The sequence below is a fragment of the Bacteroides sp. MSSM.1001136sp1_RTP21357st2_D2_RTP21359_211015 genome, assembly GCF_040913205.1.
Lineage (GTDB): Bacteria > Bacteroidota > Bacteroidia > Bacteroidales > Bacteroidaceae > Bacteroides > Bacteroides ovatus.
In genome coordinates this window covers 16,979-36,033 of record NZ_JBDFVF010000013.1, presented here as the reverse complement: position 1 = coordinate 36,033, position 19,055 = coordinate 16,979, and the positions used below count along the sequence as shown (strand labels likewise).

At 37.2% G+C, this 19,055-nt stretch carries 15 protein-coding genes and 1 tRNA gene; 13 read left to right on the top strand and 3 right to left on the bottom strand.

Going from position 1 to position 19,055, the window contains the following annotated elements:
- The first annotated feature begins 1 nt into the window (after position 1).
- The 11 genes from AB5217_RS10215 (at position 2) to AB5217_RS10165 (ending at position 12,301) form a co-directional block, all read left to right on the top strand.
- Positions 2 to 1,255: a protoporphyrinogen/coproporphyrinogen oxidase gene (locus AB5217_RS10215; RefSeq protein ID WP_032854639.1), complete on the top strand. Its 1,254-nt coding sequence runs from the start codon at positions 2 to 4 to the stop codon at positions 1,253 to 1,255.
- 1 nt (position 1,256) lies between these two features.
- A complete protein-coding gene (locus AB5217_RS10210; protein ID WP_032854640.1) occupies positions 1,257 to 2,099 on the top strand; it encodes an alpha-1,2-fucosyltransferase in 843 nt (280 codons plus the stop codon).
- Between the two features lie 6 nt (positions 2,100 to 2,105).
- Positions 2,106 to 3,323, top strand: a complete 1,218-nt coding sequence (locus AB5217_RS10205) for a glycosyltransferase family 4 protein (protein ID WP_032854641.1) — start codon at positions 2,106 to 2,108, stop codon at positions 3,321 to 3,323.
- A gap of 268 nt (positions 3,324 to 3,591) precedes the next feature.
- Entirely contained in the window at positions 3,592 to 4,617 is a 1,026-nt protein-coding gene (locus tag AB5217_RS10200; RefSeq protein ID WP_139147503.1) for a hypothetical protein, read from the top strand.
- An 11-nt stretch (positions 4,618 to 4,628) separates the two neighbouring features.
- The gene (locus AB5217_RS10195; RefSeq protein ID WP_050486444.1) at positions 4,629 to 5,696 is read left to right on the top strand and encodes a glycosyltransferase family 4 protein; all 1,068 of its coding nucleotides are present in this window, start codon (positions 4,629 to 4,631) and stop codon (positions 5,694 to 5,696) included.
- Positions 5,697 to 5,752: 56 nt separating this feature from the next.
- Positions 5,753 to 6,874, top strand: a complete 1,122-nt coding sequence (locus AB5217_RS10190; protein ID WP_032843208.1) for a glycosyltransferase family 4 protein — start codon at positions 5,753 to 5,755, stop codon at positions 6,872 to 6,874.
- A complete protein-coding gene (locus tag AB5217_RS10185; RefSeq protein ID WP_032843209.1) occupies positions 6,871 to 7,839 on the top strand; it encodes an NAD-dependent epimerase/dehydratase family protein in 969 nt (322 codons plus the stop codon). Before AB5217_RS10190 ends, AB5217_RS10185 begins: the two co-directional genes overlap by 4 nt.
- A 1,105-nt stretch (positions 7,840 to 8,944) precedes the next feature.
- Positions 8,945 to 9,301: a hypothetical protein gene (locus AB5217_RS10180; protein ID WP_004302245.1), complete on the top strand. Its 357-nt coding sequence runs from the start codon at positions 8,945 to 8,947 to the stop codon at positions 9,299 to 9,301.
- A 304-nt stretch (positions 9,302 to 9,605) separates the two neighbouring features.
- Complete coding sequence (locus AB5217_RS10175) at positions 9,606 to 11,180, top strand: ATP-binding protein (RefSeq protein WP_009000786.1); 1,575 nt, start codon at positions 9,606 to 9,608, stop codon at positions 11,178 to 11,180.
- A 132-nt stretch (positions 11,181 to 11,312) separates the two neighbouring features.
- Complete coding sequence (locus tag AB5217_RS10170) at positions 11,313 to 11,759, top strand: PepSY-like domain-containing protein (protein WP_032843210.1); 447 nt, start codon at positions 11,313 to 11,315, stop codon at positions 11,757 to 11,759.
- A 41-nt stretch (positions 11,760 to 11,800) separates the two neighbouring features.
- A complete protein-coding gene (locus AB5217_RS10165) occupies positions 11,801 to 12,301 on the top strand; it encodes a PepSY-like domain-containing protein (RefSeq protein WP_009000788.1) in 501 nt (166 codons plus the stop codon).
- A 64-nt stretch (positions 12,302 to 12,365) separates the two neighbouring features.
- Here the strand turns inward: AB5217_RS10165 and AB5217_RS10160 are convergent, their stop codons facing one another.
- The 3 genes from AB5217_RS10160 to AB5217_RS10150 all read right to left on the bottom strand — a co-directional run bounded on the left by AB5217_RS10160 (position 12,366) and on the right by AB5217_RS10150 (position 17,234).
- On the bottom strand, positions 12,366 to 13,574 hold the full coding sequence (locus AB5217_RS10160; RefSeq protein ID WP_032843211.1) for an L-serine ammonia-lyase: 1,209 nt from the start codon (positions 13,572 to 13,574) through the stop codon (positions 12,366 to 12,368).
- Between the two features lie 19 nt (positions 13,575 to 13,593).
- Positions 13,594 to 14,646 (bottom strand): magnesium/cobalt transporter CorA, encoded by a 1,053-nt coding sequence (gene corA / locus AB5217_RS10155; RefSeq protein WP_004302250.1) that lies wholly within the window; start codon positions 14,644 to 14,646, stop codon positions 13,594 to 13,596.
- An 86-nt stretch (positions 14,647 to 14,732) separates the two neighbouring features.
- The gene (locus AB5217_RS10150) at positions 14,733 to 17,234 is read right to left on the bottom strand and encodes an endonuclease MutS2 (protein ID WP_032843212.1); all 2,502 of its coding nucleotides are present in this window, start codon (positions 17,232 to 17,234) and stop codon (positions 14,733 to 14,735) included.
- 133 nt (positions 17,235 to 17,367) lie between these two features.
- On the opposite strand from AB5217_RS10150, the gene AB5217_RS10145 reads away from it, so the two are divergent.
- Positions 17,368 to 17,452, top strand: a tRNA-Ser gene (locus tag AB5217_RS10145).
- 306 nt (positions 17,453 to 17,758) lie between these two features.
- The gene (locus AB5217_RS10140) at positions 17,759 to 18,943 is read left to right on the top strand and encodes a PLP-dependent transferase (protein ID WP_032844818.1); all 1,185 of its coding nucleotides are present in this window, start codon (positions 17,759 to 17,761) and stop codon (positions 18,941 to 18,943) included.
- Positions 18,944 to 19,055 lie beyond the last annotated feature (112 nt).

The following is a 19,055-nucleotide window of genomic DNA, read 5'->3' as shown; positions in this document are numbered from 1 at the left end:
GATGAAGAAAATTGTAGTTATTGGGGCTGGAGTCTCGGGTTTATCTATTGCACGTCTATTAGTTGATGGTGGAAATAAAGTAACTGTTATTGAAAAAGAGAATAAACCTGGTGGTTTGATCAAGTGTGATAATATTAATGGATGTTTGTATCATAAAGTGGGGGGACATGTATTTAATACCAAGCGGAAAGATGTATTGGAATGGTTTGAGAGTATCTTTGATAAAGAAAAGGATTTTTCAAAAGCAGATCGGAATTCTGTTGTTTCTATGCCGGATCGTAGATTAATTAATTATCCAGTAGAAAATCATGCTTATCAATTTACACCAGTTTTGTTAGATGAATTTATTGATAATTTGCAGGAGATGATTAAAAATGGGGATACAAAAGGTGAACCTACCAATTTTGAAGAATTCTTATATTTTCGTTTTGGAGTAATGCTTTATAGAGAGTATTTTCAACCCTATAATGAGAAAATATGGAAAAGAGACTTAACAACGGTTCCTTTGTCTTGGTTGGAAGGTAAACTCCCCATGCCAACTTTAAAAGAAATATTATATAATAATTTTATTCATTTAGAAGAGAAGAATTTTGTCCATAGTACTTTTTTCTATCCTCGATATGGCGGATCCCAATTTTTTGCTAATAAGTTGGCAGAAGAATTGGATATACGATATAATACACAAGTGGTTAGTCTGGAAAAAGGAAATGGATGTTGGTTGGTTAATAATGATTGTTTTGATCAGGTCATATTTTGTGGTAATATAAAAGATTTACCTGTACTTCTTAATAATGTAGTGGATATTTCAAGTTTTGAATCTATGATTGAGAAGTTGGAATATCATGGGACAACATCAGTTTTCTGTGAAATAGAGAAAAATCCATATAGCTGGATTTATTTACCATCAAGAGAGTATCAGGCACATCGTATTATATGTACAGGTAACTTTTCAGAAGCAAATAATATACCTGGGGTATTGACAGGTGTTGTAGAATTTACAGATCATATTTCTAAAGAAGATATTTTAAAAAATCTAGAAAAAATTCCTTTTTCTCCACGGTATCTTACTCATACTTATACAAAATATACTTATCCTATTCAAGATGCTTTAACAAGAGAGATGATACTAAACTTGAAGAATGTTTTAGAGAAGCAAGGACTTTATTTGTTAGGACGGTTTGCTGAATGGGAGTATTATAATATGGATGCTGCAATGGGGGCGGCAATAGATATGTTTAATTCAAAATTGAAATAATATGATAGTTGTATATTCAAATGCGGGATTGGCAAATAGAATGTTTCATTATGCTTTATATAAAGCAATAGAAGCAAAAGGCATTGATGTTTATTTTGATGAAAAGTCATATTTGCCAGAATGGAACTTTGAGCAGACAACATTGATTGATGTTTTTCCTAGAGTTAGATATAGAGAATGCCAATATTTTAAAAGAGTAGCGAAGAAAGATGTATTTTCTAGGATAATAAGAAAACTCTCATGGAAATATTATATAAATTATAGCTTTAAGTATGATATTAATTTGTGGGATAAATTGGAAGGTGATAAGTGCCTAATGGGAATATGGCAATCTGAAAAATATTTTCATGACATTAAAAATGATATTCGTGAAGATTTTTGTTTTTTACAATTTGAACAAGAAAGGAATAGAGAAGCAGAATGCATAATGAATTCGCAAAATTCAGTTGCTATCCATATAAGGAAAGGTGTCGATTATTTAAGAAACCCAATTTTTTCGGGAATTTGTCCTATAGAATATTATCATGAAGCTATAAAATATGTTAGGGAACATGTTGATAACCCTATTTTTTATGTTTTTACAGATAATAAGGAATGGGTCTTGAATAATTTGACGGATTTAAATTATACTCTTTGTGACTGGAATCCGACTTCTGGTAAGATGAATTATTTAGATATGCAATTAATGTCATGTGCTAAACATAATATAATTTCCAATAGTTCGTATAGTTGGTGGGCAGCATGGCTTAACAAAAATCCTGATAAAATAGTTGTTGCTCCTCAAAAATGGTCGAATAGAGGGGGGGGGAGTGATATTATTCCTGATAGTTGGATACAATTATAGCATGATATGACTATTCTATTTATAAATACCTTATATAGCCCTCATATAGGTGGAGGAGCTGAAGTTATATGTCAAGAGCAAGTGGAAGGATTTCAGCGTAGAGGTTATACTGTTTCTGTCTTAACTACTAGCCCTAATTTGGGCTTATGCCAAGAAGATGTGAATGGTATAACAGTTTATAGAGCTGGAATTAAAAACTTTTATTGGCATTTTAGCAATTCAAAGCCAAATAAATATGTTAGAATGCTTTGGCATATTAGAGATATTTACAATGTTGGGATGCGAAAGTATGTGAGAGAAGTTATGCAAAAAGAAAAACCTGATGTCGTAATATGTCACAATTTAGCGGGTTTTTCAATTTCGGTATGGGATGTGATTAAAGAGAGGAAAGTTCCTATTATTCAGGTATTACATGACTTATATTTACTTTGTCCAGGTAGCAATATGTTTAAATATGAGAGAGCGTGTGAAAAACAATGTAGAATTTGTAGTTTGATGCGTTTTTGTCATAAGGGAAAGTCTAAGGATATAAATGTTGTGGTAGGCGTAAGTAATTATGTATTGGAACGTTTAAAGAGAAGCGGATATTTTAGTAATGCAAAAGCACGCGTAATTTACAATGCACGCAATATGCCAGAGTCTAATGAACATAGGAGTAGGAATATTGAATTCCCTTTTCGAATTGGATATATTGGAACTTTATCGAAGGTTAAAGGAGTAGAATGGTTGATTCGAACATTTATGCGATTGGATATTAATGCAACTTTATTTATTGCCGGGCGTGGAGAGTCAATTGAGTATGAAGAATATTTAAAGAAGATTACTTCTGTTGATAAAAGAATATCTTTTTTAGGTTATATAAAGCCTGCGGATTTTTTTTCACAAATACACTTGTCTATTGTGCCATCTATATGGCCCGATACATTTCCGACTGTTGCTATCGAATCATGTGCCTATAGTGTTCCAGTGATTGCAACAAGAGTAGGTGGATTGCCTGAAATAATACATGATGGGATAAATGGGCTTTTAATTGAACCTTTGGATGATATTAGTTTATCGGATGCTATTATGAACCTTTATGAAGATAAGACATTGTTACATTCTTTATCAGAGAATTCAAGAGAAATAATTTTGCCTTTGTTAGATTCAGACAGAATGATAGATGAACTTATAGAAGTTATAAATGAAGTTTCTTCTTCGAAAAAATGTTTGCTAAGCAATTGATCGTACTTGATAATTATGTGTATTTAATAAATGTTGACTACTGTAACAAATTTGTATAGTGCGAAATAAATCATTTTATTATTTGACTTCTGCTTTGATAATACTAGCTATTCAATTTACTGATTTGAAAATTGGCCCCGTGAAATTATCAGAGATTATATTTTTGTTATATGCTCTTTTATGCCTAAAAAAAATACATAAAGTAACTTATTCTTATTTTATTTTGTTTACATTTTTTTTACTTGCGACTTTTGTTAAGAATCCATTTATGAGTTTTGACAATAGTGTTGCTCCTTCTTTTCTGAAAACATCGTATTGGATATCTATTAGTCGTTATCTTGAATTAATAGCTTGTTTAGGATTTACAGAGTATATTTGTAATATATCAAAAAAAATAGGTGTAGAAGGATTAGTGCGATTGATTTTAAATTCAAGTTATTACTTTTCTTTTTTACTTATATTTTTATATTTATTGAATTATTTAGGTACTGATTGGATATCTGTTTCGCATGAAGGATCCTTTTTTCTTAGACTTAAAGGATTTTATGTAGAAGGGGGGCCGTTAGGGTTAATGTATTCCATGTTAATAGTCCTAAATATTTTATTCGTGGGTAAGAAAAAATATACATTAATCTTTTTAGTCATTTTAATTCTATCTCAATCGAAAGCTGGTGTATCTTGTTTATGTGCTTATCTCGCAATTTATTGGATTTCTTCTTTTCGCCAAAGTCGATATTATTCACGATTTAAATATATTCTTCTTCCTATTTCGGTGGTGTTTTTCTTGATAGTTTTCGTGTTTATTTCAAATATATACATTCAAAGAATTGTTGATACGCAAATGTTGCAAGTATATGTGAATAATAATCCGGAAGATTATTCTGTTACAGCTGGACGTATATCTGCTACATTTATATTACATGAAATGTTTATTAAGAATCCGATAATAGGTATTGGTATGGGTAACTATCCCCTTCTGCGGAATTTGGATGAATACAGATCTTTTTTTCCTGTTATATCTATTTTTGATGCTTCTGGTTATGGAGGAATAATAGATGTAATAAATCAATTTGGTTTATTAGGATTGATCTTGTGGGGAATGATTCTGAAAAAAATCTACCATTTGACTTCTAATTGGAAAATAGTATTTTTATCTCAGTTTCCTTTCTTTTTTGGTGTACAAATGACGTTTCTCTATCCTTGGTTACTGATAGGTATCATGTTGGATGGTACTCAAATACAGAATGAAAAATGTGATAGATTGATTACGTATGGACGAAAAGATATACAATAGAAAATATAATTATGAAAATTGCAATAGATGCTCGACTTATAGGTAATAGTGGTATTGGTACGCATATTGAGAATATTGTATCTATGTTAATCTATAAGTATACGAAACATCACTATCTTTTGATTGGCAGTGAAAAGCAAATAGGTCTATACCAAGGTATACCCAATGTCGATTTATTGATTACAAACATTCCTCAATTTTCTTTGAAAGAGCTGTGGGCATTTCCTGTGAAAGAAATAAATAGGTGTGACATTTATTATTGTCCATATATAAATATACCAGGCAGAATTAAGGTCCCTATTTATTCTACAATTCATGATGTTTTATTTTTTGATGTTAAAGGGCTTTCTTCTCGTTGGGGAACGTTATTAAGATGGGCATTTTATAAACGTGCGGTTTGTCTGTCTAAGGCTTTATTTACAGTTTCTGAATTTTCGGCTACCAGAATAAAAAAACATTTCCATACAAATAAAGATATTCATGTCATTCTGAATGGTATTTCTAAGCAAATTAAGGAATATAATCCCATAAAAGAACGCATATATGATTTTCCATATTATGTATATGTGGGAAATATAAAAAAACACAAAGGTATTGATGTATTAATTAAAGCCATTAATGAAGTTAACAAGCGTGGATTTTATATAAGGTTGGTATTGATTGGTGACTATGAGAGAATTAAAACTAAAGATAGGTATGTAATGGATTTGCTGAAAAGTGCTGGTGATAATATACTATTTACGGGAGTTCTCTCTAATAATAAATTATATGATATTGTATCTCAGGCATTAGCTTTAGTCTTACCAACTCATTATGAGGGGTTTGGTATACCACCATTGGAGTCTTTGTATCTTGGGGGAAATGCTATTATTACAGATTTACCAGTATTACGGGAGGTGTATTCGGAACTTCCGGTGGTTTTCTTTAAAGATGGTGATATAAAAGCATTGGCAGATTGGCTTGTGGTAAGACCCCAGCTTAATACAGATATTATGCAAACACGACAATATATCGAGTCTCATTATAGTTTTGATTTAGTTGTGGAAAAAATTATCCGAGTTATTGAGAATGGGTATTAGGAAAGATATTCTACCCAGACTTTGAATTAATGAGTTCTCTTTAAATGAAAAATAATATGAAGATTGCCATCATTCAAGAATGGTTAGTAACTGTTGGCGGTTCTGATAAAGTAGTCAAAGCTATTGCGGATGTATTTCCTGCCGCAGATATTTACACCTTAGTTGCTAAAAAACAAGTTTGTGACGAATTAGGGATTGACTGGAATAAAGTCCATACATCATTCATTCAGAAGTTGCCTTTAGGGGTAAAGAAGCATAGGATGTATTTGCCTATATTTCCGTTTGCAATAGAACAGTTTGATTTACGGGGATATGATGTGATTATATCATCTTCTCATGCTGTTGCCAAAGGAGTTATAACCAAAGCGGATCAACTGCATATTTGTTATTGTCATTCTCCTATTCGTTATGTATGGGATATGTATCATGAATATTTGGAAGAATCGGGGTTGACAAAAGGCTTGAAAGGATATCTGGCTAAATATATGCTTCACCGTATTCGTAAATGGGATTTGATATCCAGCTTTCGGGTTGACTATTTTATAAGTAATTCCGATTATGTGGGACGTCGAATTCAGGAGACATATAGGCGGGATGCTGTAACAATTCACCCTAATATTGATATTTCTAACTTTGATTTGTGCGTAGAGAAAGAAGATTTCTATTTAACTAGTAGTCGTTTGGTGGGATATAAGAAAATAGATCTTATTGTTGAAGCTTTCAGTCGTATGTCTAATAAAAAGCTGGTTGTGATTGGTGGAGGTCCTAATTTGGAAAAGATACGCAAGATTGCTGAGCATAATATAACTGTCATGGGATATCAGTCATTTGCCGTACTAAAAGAAAAGATGCAGAAAGCTAAAGCCTTTGTTTTTGCAGCAGATGAGGATTTTGGTATGATTCCGATTGAAGCGCAATCATGTGGGACTCCTGTTATTGCTTATGGCAGGGGAGGTTCTTTGGAAACAGTGAAAGACGGAGTAACAGGTATTTTCTTTTATGAGCAAACTGTTGATTCGATTATTGATGCAGTAGAAAGATTTGAAAAACTAGAAACACCGTTTGATCCTAAAATGATACGTAACCATGCGGAGACTTTTTCGGAAGAACGTTTTAAGAAGGAAATAAAGGAGTTTGTAGAGTTAAAATATAATGAATTTAATCATCTAGTGAAATGAGTTATTTTATATTTGGCGGTTCCGGTTTTATCGGTACGCACCTTATTGCTCTAATTGATAATTTATATCCGGGTACGAAAATATACAATCTGGATATTGTGGAGAATAACCATGAAGGTAAATCTACATATATCAATTGTGATGTTCGTTCTGAAATAAATATTGATATTCCCGTTACTTCCGAAGACATCATCTTTAACTTTGCAGCCGTTCATCGTACTCCGGGGCATCCGGATCAGGCTTATTTTGAGACGAATATTCGTGGTGCAGAGAATGTATGCGCTTTTGCCGAGAAGTTCGGGATAAAGAAAATAGTTTTTACCAGTTCCATTGCTCCTTATGGTGCAGCAGAAGATTTGAAAACAGAAGAGATGCTTCCCACACCGAACACGCCTTATGGAATTTCTAAGTTAGTGGCTGAAAAAACACATGCGATTTGGCAGGCAAAAAAAACGAACGAACGGCAACTTACTATTGTTCGTCCGGGTGTGGTATTCGGTAAAGGGGAAAATGGTAACTTTACCCGTTTGTATTGGGGGATCCGTGGTGGTAAGTTCTTCTATCCGGGTCGTAAAGATACGATTAAAGCTTGCATTTATGTGAAAGAATTGGTTCGCTTTATGCTTTACCGGTTGGAGAATCATAGCGAAGGAGTAGAGTTATATAACTGTACATTTGAACCGGCTTTTACTATCGAGCAAATAGTAGAAACGATGAAAAAGGCTACGGGATTACAACGTACCATTGTCAAGGTGCCGGGAAGTCTTCTAATGACAGTTGCAAGTATTGTCGGTCCGTTAGGGGGAAAGGCACTAGGTATTTGTCCGGCTCGTGTGAAGAAGTTAATGATCTCTACTAATATATGTGGAAAGAAACTGGCTGATTCGGGGTATAAGTTTCATTATACATTTGAAGAAGCTATTAAGGATTGGTATAGAGATAATGATGGTCAGTGTTTGAGATGATTTTTCTTAAACAATTTGGGTATATATAATAAATGTTGAAAATGTTGAGATGTAATAAACACGTGAGTGTTTCGTATGTGAGATGAAGAAAAATGTAGGTCCCTAGCTTCATGCTGTTTACAGCATGAAGCTCCTACATTGTGGATTAGAAATAGCGCGACGGCGCATTTCTAATCTACGCCCTGACATCGGAGGTTAAAGCCGATGTGAATTTCCCACTATATCAACTGTCTGTGAAGATCGTTGATATTTCCTGATTTTACGTATAGTGATGTATTTAGATACACAAATATAAAGAAAAAACATTGGGAGATTTGTATCGAAATATCCCAATGTTTGATTTCAATTATTGAGATGTTTTTTTCAAATCTCCCGATGTTTTTCCAGTTCTCCAAAAGGACAAAAGGACAAAAAGGACATATATGACTGTTATTATTCATCTTAGTATAAGAATCATGAGGTATATTGCTGATTTTTATTATGTTAAGTGATTTTGTAGACGTGTAACCTTACGAATATTGAAATCGTGTATTGCGCCAACCTGAATCGTTTTGTCTGTCATGAAGTGATTGGGCAACTCTTGAACGAAATTACCTATATTGTCAGGATTATTTAGTGAAAGGGCTGTGCTTGGAAAGAAGAGCGACATCTTGTTCGCGTTTGCTTCCGTCTTCAGTAACACAATCATTCGACAATAAGGTAAGATTATTGTACGAATTTCGGGGAAATAAAGGAGCTCCTTTCTGGAATTCCTCTCCCAACTAATAGGCTTCGTCGTTGGCATTGGAATTTTTATAGTACCATAGGGGATTTTTGTCCTTATGTCCTTTTGGCCTTTTGAAAGGAGGGCACGTTGGTGGGGGAAAGAAGAGGTGTATGAGATTTATAACTTGCTTGTATCCAGTCGATAAACTCTTGTTGTTTTTTTAGGGACGAAAAATTATATGCTCGAAAAAATGCAGGAAGCTCACGCAATATGCTTTTTTGCGAATAGTGTCAGTGACAGTTGATTTTAGCAGTGAATCGCTGATTGTTTCCCTATGTGGACAATGTTTGATAAAGTAATAAAAACTGAAATATTATAAATTATTAATCATAGAATGACATGGCAAAAGAAAAACAGAAACCATACGAGTTTTTAAGCAATTTGGTATTGGCTTTAATGGGAACGGATCGTATTTTCAGTAACAGTTTCTTTTCCAGCGAATTTGCTATCTCTCCCAGTACACTGAGTGAGATAAGACGGGGAGAGGATATGTGCATTTATCAGTATGTACGGGTGATACGGTGTATGATGAAGTATCTTCATTTAATTGTTCGGATGGATATGTTATTGAAGGAATTAAGAGCCGTATTAGCTTCTAATTGTGATTTGGTGGTTGCTACGATTCCGCACCGTTTTCACGGAACTTACCAACCGAAAGAGTGGGTGGTAGTAATGCATTGGGATGGTATAAGATAAATGTTGAAATGAAGAAATATGTAGGTCCCTAGATTCATGATAAACTCATGAAATCCCTGCATTTTGCAGGTTAGAAATCGTACAGCGGTATATTTTTAACTTGGCCCTCATATCGGTGTAAAAACTGATATGTATCTATATGTGAAATATGCCAGCTGTCTGTGAGGATCGTTGGCATATTGTTTTTAGGGGAGATGTTGGTTAACGCTATCTTTTTGTCTGTTTAAGAAAAAATAATAATGTCTTGTATAATACCTGTTTTCGGATTTACTTGTTATCTTTGTGATATATATATAATGTATATATGATTGATATGGAAAATTTGCAAAGATTATATCCTATCGGGATACAGACATTCTCGAAGATACGGGAGGGAAATTACCTCTATATTGATAAAACAGAATATGTTTACCGGATGACACATTCGGCTTCTGACTATATGTTTTTAAGTCGCCCACGGCGTTTTGGAAAGTCATTGCTCACTTCTACGTTACACAGTTATTTTTCCGGTCATAAAGAACTGTTCAGAGGGTTGGCTATTGAGAAGCTGGAGAAAGAATGGATGGAGTACCCTGTACTACATTTCGATATGAGTACCGCCAAACATGTAGATGAGGAACAGTTATTTCAAGAATTGAATTTGAAATTGTTCAATTACGAAGAAATTTATGGAAAGTTAGAGGAGGAGATTAATCCCAATCAACGTTTGATGGGGTTGATAAAGCGTGCTTATCAACAAACAGGTAAGAAAGTGGTCGTACTTATCGACGAATATGATGCTCCTTTGCTGGATGTGGCGCATGAACGGGAAAATCTTGATGTATTGCGCAACATCATGCGCAACTTCTACAGTCCATTGAAAGCGTGTGATCCTTATTTGCGATATGTGTTTCTGACTGGTATTACCAAATTCTCCCAACTCAGTATATTCAGCGAACTTAATAATATTGAGAATATTAGTATGGATGAACCTTATGCTGCTATCTGTGGTATTAGTGAAGATGAAATACGTTCTCAAATGAAAGAAGATGTGGAGGGATTGGCGAAGAAGTTGGAGATTACTCCAGAAGAAGTTTTGATGAAACTGAAAGAAAATTATGACGGGTATCACTTTACTTACCCGTCGCCTGACATATACAATCCATTCAGTCTGCTTACAGCTATGGAAAAAGGTAAGATTGGTTCTTATTGGTTTGGCAGTGGTACGCCTACATATCTGATAAAGATGCTGGATAAGTTTGGCGTAGTACCTTCCGAAATCGGGAAGAAAAAGGCCGCTGTAGAGGATTTTGATGCACCAACAGAAAGGATGACAAGCATTATCCCGTTGTTATATCAAAGTGGTTATATTACGATAAAGGACTATGATGAGGAATTAGACTTATATACATTGGATATCCCCAATAAGGAAGTAAGAATAGGCTTAATGAAAAGTCTTCTCCCATATTATGTTGTTAGTAAAGCACCGGAAACCAATACTATGGTGGCGTATCTTTCTCGAGATATCCGTAATGGGGATATAGATGCTGCATTGCGTCGTTTGCAAATGTTCTTGTCCACCATACCTCAGTGCGATAATACGAAATATGAGGGACATTATCAGCAAATATTTTATATCATATTCAGTTTATTGGGGTATTATGTGGATGTAGAAGTTCGTACTCCCCGTGGCCGGGTGGATATGGTACTTCGTACAGAAACCACATTGTATGTGATGGAATTGAAGTTGGATAAAGGAGCGGATAGGGCGATGGAACAGATTAACTTGAAGAATTATCCCGAACGTTTTGCTTTGTGTGGGCTCCCGATTATAAAGATAGCTGTCAGTTTTGATAGTGAACGATGCACAATTGGGGAATGGAAGATTATGGAAGGATGATTATGTTTTTTAGGATGGTTAAAGAATACAAAAAAAGAGCAAACTCATAATATTCCTAAATCTTTCCAGAATCTGTATCGTTATTTGTAGCATAGAATAAAGTATAGTATTAACGCTAAAAGAATAACGATTATGAAGAAAATTCTATCTTTACTTGTGTTGGCTATTGTAGCCGTACAGTTTTCATTTGCAAAAGATGTAATTACCAAAGACATGAATCAGTTACCGCTTCCGGCACGTAATTTTATCAATAGTCATTTTACGAAACCAGAGGTGGCTCATATCAAAATTGATAAAGATATGATGGAGTCTACCAAGTATGAAGTAGTATTGATGGATGGTACAGAAATTGATTTTGATAGCAAGGGCAACTGGGAAGAGGTAAGTGCAAAAAAAGGACAGGTTGTTCCTGTTAGTATTATTCCGGGATTTGCTGTCAATTATTTGAAGTCTCATAATTTTGTGAACGAAGGAGTGACCAAAGTTGAACGTGACCGCAAAGGGTATGAAATAGAATTGTCTACCGGACTTTCTTTCAAATTTGATAAGAAGGGAAAGTTTATCAAGGCTGATGATTAACTGAAGATTTGTGATAAATAGACCTAAACAAGAAGATAGCTATGTGGAGATTTAAGTTTAGCGCTTGGGCAGTGGTATTGATGATGACTGCTCTTTCGTTTGGCGCATGTGATAATGATGATGATGATACTTTTGTTCCGCCCAGTAATATTACAGAAGCTTTAAAACAGGTATATCCGGCTGCCCAGAATGTAGAATGGGAGATGAAAGGTGCCTATTATGTAGCTGACTGTTGGGTAAGTAATGACGAACTAGAGGTTTGGTTTGATGCCAATGCCAATTGGGTGATGACGGAAAATGAACTGAATAGCATAGACCAGCTGGTACCGGCAGTTTATACGGCTTTCATGGATTCCAAGTATAATACATGGGTAGTGACGGATGTGTATGTGTTGACTTTTCCACAAAATCCGATGGAGTCTGTGATTCAAGTGAAGCAAGGTAGCCAACGCTATGCGCTTTATTTCTTACAGGAAGGCGGATTGCTACATGAAAAAGATATTAGCAATGGAGACGATACAAATTGGCCGCCGACTGAATAGTTTTTAATCATAAAAATCAAAACGGGCTATTTCTATAAAAGGAATAGCCCGTTGTTTTTTATAATTACATTTGTTTATAATCCTTAGCTAACCCTCCTTCACTTGTTTCTTTGTAAAGTGATGGAAGGTCGTGTCCGGTTTGTTTCATTACTTGCACAACTTTGTCGAAAGAGACACGGTGCATACCATCGGTGAAAGCTGAATAAAGATTAGCATCCAGCGCACGTGCAGCGGCGTATGCATTTCGTTCGATGCAGGGAATTTGTACCAATCCGCATACCGGGTCGCAAGTCATTCCCAGATGGTGTTCCAATCCCATTTCTGCTGCATACTCAATCTGTGCCGGGCTACCTCCGAATAATTGATTAGCGGCAGCCGAAGCCATTGCGCAGGCAACGCCTACTTCTCCCTGGCAACCTACTTCTGCTCCGGAAATAGATGCATTGAATTTGACAATGTTGCCAAACAATCCGGCAGTGGCTAACGCGCGTAGAATACGCATATCACTGAAATCACGGCTTTTCTGGAGATGATATAGTACGGCAGGCATCACTCCGCAGGAACCACAGGTAGGAGCAGTCACAATTTTTCCACCGGAAGCATTTTCTTCACTTACTGCCAAAGCATAAGAAAAAACAAGTCCTCTTGATTGGAGGGATTGTTTATATCCGGTAGCACGTATATAATAGGTGGAAGCTTTTCGTCTAAGGTTTAGTGGGCCGGGAAGTACTCCTTCCGCTTCCAGTCCACGGTGAATGGCATCTTTCATGGTGGCCCACACTTCAGCCAGATAATCCCATATATCTTCTTCCTCACATTCCTTCACGTATTCCCAATAACTTTTTCCGGTATCTTCACACCATTGAAGTATTTCGGTCATGTTTTCCATGTCATATACATCCGGACTTTCGATGGTCGGATTATCATTATTTTCTGCCAGTGCACCGCCGCCAATACTGTAAACAGTCCAGTTTTCCTGCACTTTATCATTACTGTCCAGAGCTGCAAATGTCATTCCGTTGGGATGGAACGGTAGGAAGACTTTGGGCTGCCATACAATTTCTACCGGAGCGATGGGTTGTAAAGTGTCTATAATAGCTATATCCGTCATGTGCCCTTTGCCTGTAGCTGCTAAACTGCCGTAAAGGGTTACTTTAAAAGATGTGGCATCCGGATGACGTTCCAGAAACATTTCGGCAGCTTTGCGTGGTCCCATTGTGTGGCTACTGGAAGGTCCTGTACCTATTCTATATAGCTCTTTAATTGATTTCATGACTAATGATGTGTTTTTGTTAATACCATTTCTTTTTTCTGAAGTACAAATATACAATAATACCGATAATTGCCATTATAATCCAGGCAAATAAATACCCGTACTGCCATTCCAGTTCCGGCATCCATTTGTAATTCATTCCCCATACTCCAACCAGAAATGTCAAAGGGATGAAAATAGTGGATACGATGGTCAGCCTCTTCATGATATCGTTCATACGCAAATCATTATTGGAGATATAAAGATCGACTAATGAAGAAAGCGTTTCCCGGCAGATTTCGATGGTTTGTAATACAAATTGCAAGTGGTCGTTTACATCATTGAAAAAAGCACGGTTCACTTTATGGATGAGCAGGTTTTCTGCCCTCAGTAGCTTTATATATTGTTCTTTTAAGGGGAGAATTGCTTTTTTCATTAGCATATATTGGCGTCGTAATGCCTGAATCTGGATACCGATGTCGTCTCCGCTGGTGATGGTTAGCAATTCTTCTTCCAAATCTTCGAGTGCGTCATCGATGGAAGAGATGGTTGAAATGTAGTTTCCCATCACGCTGTTGAGCAGTACGCTAAGTAGATAATCTGTTTGACGGCTGCGTATCTTCAGAACATCATTACGCAAGGCAGAACTGACATCATCAAAGAAATCAGTTTCTTTTTCGAGGAAAGTCAGTACATAATTATTTCCTATGATAAGGCAGACTTGCTGTTGGAGCAGTTCGTCCAGTTCATTTTCTTCTTTATGTTCGTTCGGATAGAATATCTTTAAGATCAGGACAATGTATTTATCATGTTCTTCTATCTTGGTCGGATGATCCGCATTCAATATATCTTGTAAGACAAGGAAGTCTATTTCGAAATGACTGCAAATTTCCCGGATAGTTTCTGTGTTTTTCATTCCATGTATCTGCAGCCAGTTGATTTGATCGTTGTTCAGCGTACCTTTGATGGCTTGAAAAGTATCACTAGAACTTTCCTGCATCTCGGTAGCATTGTAAGTACAAAGATGTAAATGGGTAGGAGTAAGACTTTCTCCTGTATAAATAAGCTTTTCGCTTAACAGATTATTCTTCATGCTTTATTCTCGTTTTAGAAAACCACTGTAACAAAGGTAGTGGTTTTCTAAATGAGAACAAGTTCTTTGAACGTTTTGTTTACGTGTTAGTCAAAATCGACTACTGTGATTCCGGCACCGCCAAACTGTACATGTTCGTCGGTATAGTGGCTGACTCCCGGTACGGTGGCCAGATATTGGCGGATAAGTGTACGAAGTATTCCCGTTCCTGTGCCGTGAAGGATACGTACACGATCCATGCCGACTAATATGGCGTCATCGATAAAATAGGTGACTGCCTGTAAGGCTTCATCCCCACGCATTCCGCGTACATCAATGTCCTGTTTGAAGCTAAGCTTCTTTTCATACATCTGATCGTGTGTCTGGCTGCTGACAAAGGTGCTTTTTGCAATCCCTTCCGTCTTGGGCGTATGATTGGCACGTTCCAGACGGTCTATTTTTACGGTCGTTTTTATGCTTCCAAAAGCAACAGTCGCATTTTTACCACTGATTTCCATCACTTGGCCGACGCTTGTCTGTCCTTTGATTTTTACATTTTCTCCTACTGCAATCGGCACTATTTTAGGGGCACTTGAGGCAGAAGAGACTGCAGCTTTCGGTTCGCTCTTCTTGTTTTTCTTCCGCTCTTGCTTCTCCTTTAGTTTCTCCATTTTTTGTGCAATCTTCTCTTCATGCTCTTTAGATGCCAGTGCATCCAAAGAAGTACGGAAGTCTGTCAGTTCCTGACGTGCCTGGCGTGTCTTTTCCTTTTCGGCTTGCGCTTCCTTTATCGTACGAATCGTATTTTCAATGCGGGCATTGGATTCCTGAAGCATGCGTTCCGCTTCTTCTTTTGCTTGCCGGATAATCTCTTTCCGGGATTTTTGCAATTCTTCCATCTCTGTCTGGTAACGGGCAATGGTTTCTTCCATGTGCTTTTCCCGTTGACGGATGGTTTGACGTTTCCCTTCCCAGTAACGCTTGTCGCGTACAATGTCCTGAAGGTATTTGTCTGCATTGATATATTCGCTTCCTACGATTTCCGAAGCATCTGCGATGACATCTTCCGGTAGTCCGATTTTTCGTGCAATTTCTACGGCGAACGAACTTCCCGGATTACCGATTTGTAATTGGAAAAGTGCTTGCATGAGATGACGGTCGTAAAGCATGGCTCCGTTCACTACTCCTTCATGATCTTCGGCAAAATGTTTCAGATTCTGGTAGTGGGTAGTGATGACTCCAAATGTTCCTTTCTGGTTGAAACGTTTCAGTACAGCTTCGGCAATAGCACCTCCGATTTGCGGCTCCGTACCTCCACCGAATTCGTCAATCAGGATGAGGCTCCGTTCGTTACAGCTCTTCATCATGATTTTCATATTGGTCAAGTGAGAAGAGTAGGTACTCAAATCATCTTCAATAGATTGCTCATCACCAATATCGATAAAGATGCTACTGAATATACCGGCATGACTACGTTCGTGCAAGGGAATCAGCATGCCGCATTGCAGCATATATTGCAGTAAGCCGACTGTTTTCAAACAGACGGACTTACCTCCGGCATTCGGTCCGGATATAATAAGGATACGTTGTTTTTGATCGAGCTCTATATCCAGTGGTACGACTTTCTTTCCATGTTTGGCTAATGAAAGTTGTAATAAAGGATGCACTGCCATTGTCCAATCTAGTAGTTGCTCATTCTCTACGGCGGGTTTCAGACTATTGGTCTGTATGGCGAAGTAACTTTTCGCACGGATAAAATCTATCTCTGCCAGAAATTCGTATGATTGAAGAATTTCCGGAATAGATGGACGAAGGATATTCGAGAACTCGGTAAGGATGCGAATGATCTCACGTCGTTCATCACCTTCGAGTTCACGGATGCGGTTGTTGGCTTCTACCACTTCCGCCGGTTCTATAAACACAGTTTTTCCGCTGGCGGATTCATCGTGTACGATACCTTTGATTTTTCGCTTGAGTCCGGGGGCAACTGGAATCACCAGACGTCCGTCACGCATGGTGGGAGCTACATCTTTGTCCACGTATCCTTCGGACTGCGCGCTACGCAGGATGCTGTTTAATGAACGGGAAATATTTCCCATCGTACTGGCAAGTTCTCGACGTATGCGGGCTAATTCGGTAGAGGCATTATCCTTGATCTTTCCATATTTGTTAAGAATGCCGTCTATTTTCCCTATCAGTTGCGGGAACACGGCAATATCTCCTGCCAGTCGTTTCAGGCTGGGGTAGGGGGTATTGTTTTCTTCTTCATCTTCATTCCGATGCAGAAAGCGTACAATGTCACGGATGGTTTCTAATGAACGGCGTAGGTCAAATAATTCTTGTTCGTCCAAATACATTCCTTCTATTCGCACACGTTTTAGCGAAGGACGGACATCAAAGAAAAATTGATCGGGAAATCCGTCCTCTTCCTGGATGATGCGGACAAACTCTGTTACTTGGTTTAATTTCTCCTCAACCTCTTCATGTTGCTCGGAAAAGTTCATGTCTGTAACTCTTTCTTCACCTAAAGTACTGAGGCACTTATCTTTTAGTAACTGTCTTATCTGGTCGAATCCTATCTTTTGCTCAAAGTTTTGAGGGTATATCATATTTCTGTTCTTACTAATGAACTGCAAAAATACGATTAATTCGCGAAAAAAATATCAGAATGTTTGCAGATTTAAAAATGATTCGTACCTTTGCACCGCTTTCAACGGAAAGCACTTCTGATAAAGGAGTTTTGGAGAGGTGGCAGAGTGGTCGATTGCGGCGGTCTTGAAAACCGTTGTACTGCGAGGTACCCGGGGTTCGAATCCCTGTCTCTCCGCTTCAATTAATAGATAAATCCCTGTAAAGTAGTGCTTTACGGGGATTTTTTATTTTGTGTATGTGAATAAGATAAGCATAAAAAGGGGCGGTTTCTGTTGAAATAGAAAATAACACTATTTGAACTGTTTATTTTAGAATAAACACTCTTTTTTTAGATTGAATTTATCGGTTTAAAGAATATTATTCCAAAATGCTTATTATCAGTTAAATATCTGTTTTTATCTACTGTCAGATTTCAGTTTTTATATCTACCTTTGTTCTTATTGTACGAGATTTGATAGTTATAATATTAATGAATAGAATGATGAAAAAACAGACCCAAGCGATTCATACGCAGTTCCAAAGAAGAGATGCTTACAATTCTCTCAGTATGCCGGTTTACCATACAGCGGCTTATGAATTTGACAATGCCGATGACATGGCTGATGCTTTTTGCGGGCGGACAGATGCTCCGGATTACTCCAGAGTGATGAATCCCACAGTGACTTTTTTTGAGAATAAGGTGAAGGAACTTACGGGGGCAGCAGAAGTCATAGCCCTCAATTCCGGTATGGCGGCTATTAGTAATACATTATTTTCAATTGCAGCTGCAGGAAAGAATATAGTTACATCGCGTCATTTGTTTGGTAATACTTATTCGTTTATTGCTGGTACATTGTCCCGCTTCGGGGTGGAACCTAGATTGTGTGATTTGACAGACATTGGAGCAGTAGAGAAAGCAGTAGACAGTAATACCTGCTGCATTTATATGGAGATTATCACCAATCCGCAGATGGAAGTGGCGGATTTACAGGCGCTCTCACGGATAGTTCATGAAAGGGGAATTCCTCTCATCGTTGATACTACGCTTATTCCTTTCACAGAATTCGATTCACATAGCTTAGGGGTAGATATTGAAGTGGTTTCCAGTACCAAATATTTATCAGGGGGAGCCACTTCCATTGGTGGTTTAGTAATTGATTATGGTACATGTCCGGGATTCGGTAAACGTATGCGTACAGAGATGTTACTCAATCTGGGAGCTTATATGACTCCTCATGTGGCCTATATGCATACTATCGGATTGGAAACATTGGACGCGCGATATCGGATACAGTCTGCCAATGCCGCTATGTTGGCTGGTAAGCTTCGCATATTATCTGCTGTCAAACGTGTGAATTATGTGGGGCTGAAGGATAATCCATACTATGCTTTGGCACAAAGACAGTTTGGTCCGACTGCCGGTGCTATGATTACGATAGACCTGGAAAGTAAAGAGGCATGCTTTGCTTTCATCAACCGACTGAAATTGATACGTCGCGCTACTAACTTGTTTGACAATAAGACGCTTGCTATTCATCCTGCAAGTACTATTTTTGGACCGTTTACTGATAAACAGCGACAGGACATGGATGTGTTGGATACGACTATCCGTTTCTCAATTGGTTTGGAGGATGTGGATGATCTGTTTGACGATGTCAGACAGGCTTTGGATAATAAAAAGGATTAGAAGCAAAAATCCAAAAGTCATATACGAAACTGTAAATATACCGCAAATATGGTATATAAAATGCCATTCATACGGGATTTATCAGTTTGTATATATCTAATACCTTTGCCCC

What these genes read in the sequence shown, in the direction of transcription:
- AB5217_RS10165 (WP_009000788.1), top strand. Translation starts at nt 11,801, where the DNA reads ATGTGGAGATTTAAGTTTAGCGCTTGGGCAGTGGTATTGATGATGACT.
- AB5217_RS10185 (WP_032843209.1), top strand. Translation starts at nt 6,871, where the DNA reads ATGAGTTATTTTATATTTGGCGGTTCCGGTTTTATCGGTACGCACCTT.
- AB5217_RS10210 (WP_032854640.1), top strand. Translation starts at nt 1,257, where the DNA reads ATGATAGTTGTATATTCAAATGCGGGATTGGCAAATAGAATGTTTCAT.
- AB5217_RS10140 (WP_032844818.1), top strand. Translation starts at nt 17,759, where the DNA reads ATGAAAAAACAGACCCAAGCGATTCATACGCAGTTCCAAAGAAGAGAT.
- AB5217_RS10175 (WP_009000786.1), top strand. Translation starts at nt 9,606, where the DNA reads ATGATTGATATGGAAAATTTGCAAAGATTATATCCTATCGGGATACAG.
- AB5217_RS10180 (WP_004302245.1), top strand. Translation starts at nt 8,945, where the DNA reads ATGGCAAAAGAAAAACAGAAACCATACGAGTTTTTAAGCAATTTGGTA.
- AB5217_RS10170 (WP_032843210.1), top strand. Translation starts at nt 11,313, where the DNA reads ATGAAGAAAATTCTATCTTTACTTGTGTTGGCTATTGTAGCCGTACAG.
- corA (WP_004302250.1), bottom strand. Translation starts at nt 14,646, where the DNA reads ATGAAGAATAATCTGTTAAGCGAAAAGCTTATTTATACAGGAGAAAGT.
- AB5217_RS10215 (WP_032854639.1), top strand. Translation starts at nt 2, where the DNA reads ATGAAGAAAATTGTAGTTATTGGGGCTGGAGTCTCGGGTTTATCTATT.
- AB5217_RS10195 (WP_050486444.1), top strand. Translation starts at nt 4,629, where the DNA reads ATGAAAATTGCAATAGATGCTCGACTTATAGGTAATAGTGGTATTGGT.
- AB5217_RS10160 (WP_032843211.1), bottom strand. Translation starts at nt 13,574, where the DNA reads ATGAAATCAATTAAAGAGCTATATAGAATAGGTACAGGACCTTCCAGT.
- AB5217_RS10200 (WP_139147503.1), top strand. Translation starts at nt 3,592, where the DNA reads ATGAGTTTTGACAATAGTGTTGCTCCTTCTTTTCTGAAAACATCGTAT.
- AB5217_RS10150 (WP_032843212.1), bottom strand. Translation starts at nt 17,234, where the DNA reads ATGATATACCCTCAAAACTTTGAGCAAAAGATAGGATTCGACCAGATA.
- AB5217_RS10205 (WP_032854641.1), top strand. Translation starts at nt 2,106, where the DNA reads ATGACTATTCTATTTATAAATACCTTATATAGCCCTCATATAGGTGGA.
- AB5217_RS10190 (WP_032843208.1), top strand. Translation starts at nt 5,753, where the DNA reads ATGAAGATTGCCATCATTCAAGAATGGTTAGTAACTGTTGGCGGTTCT.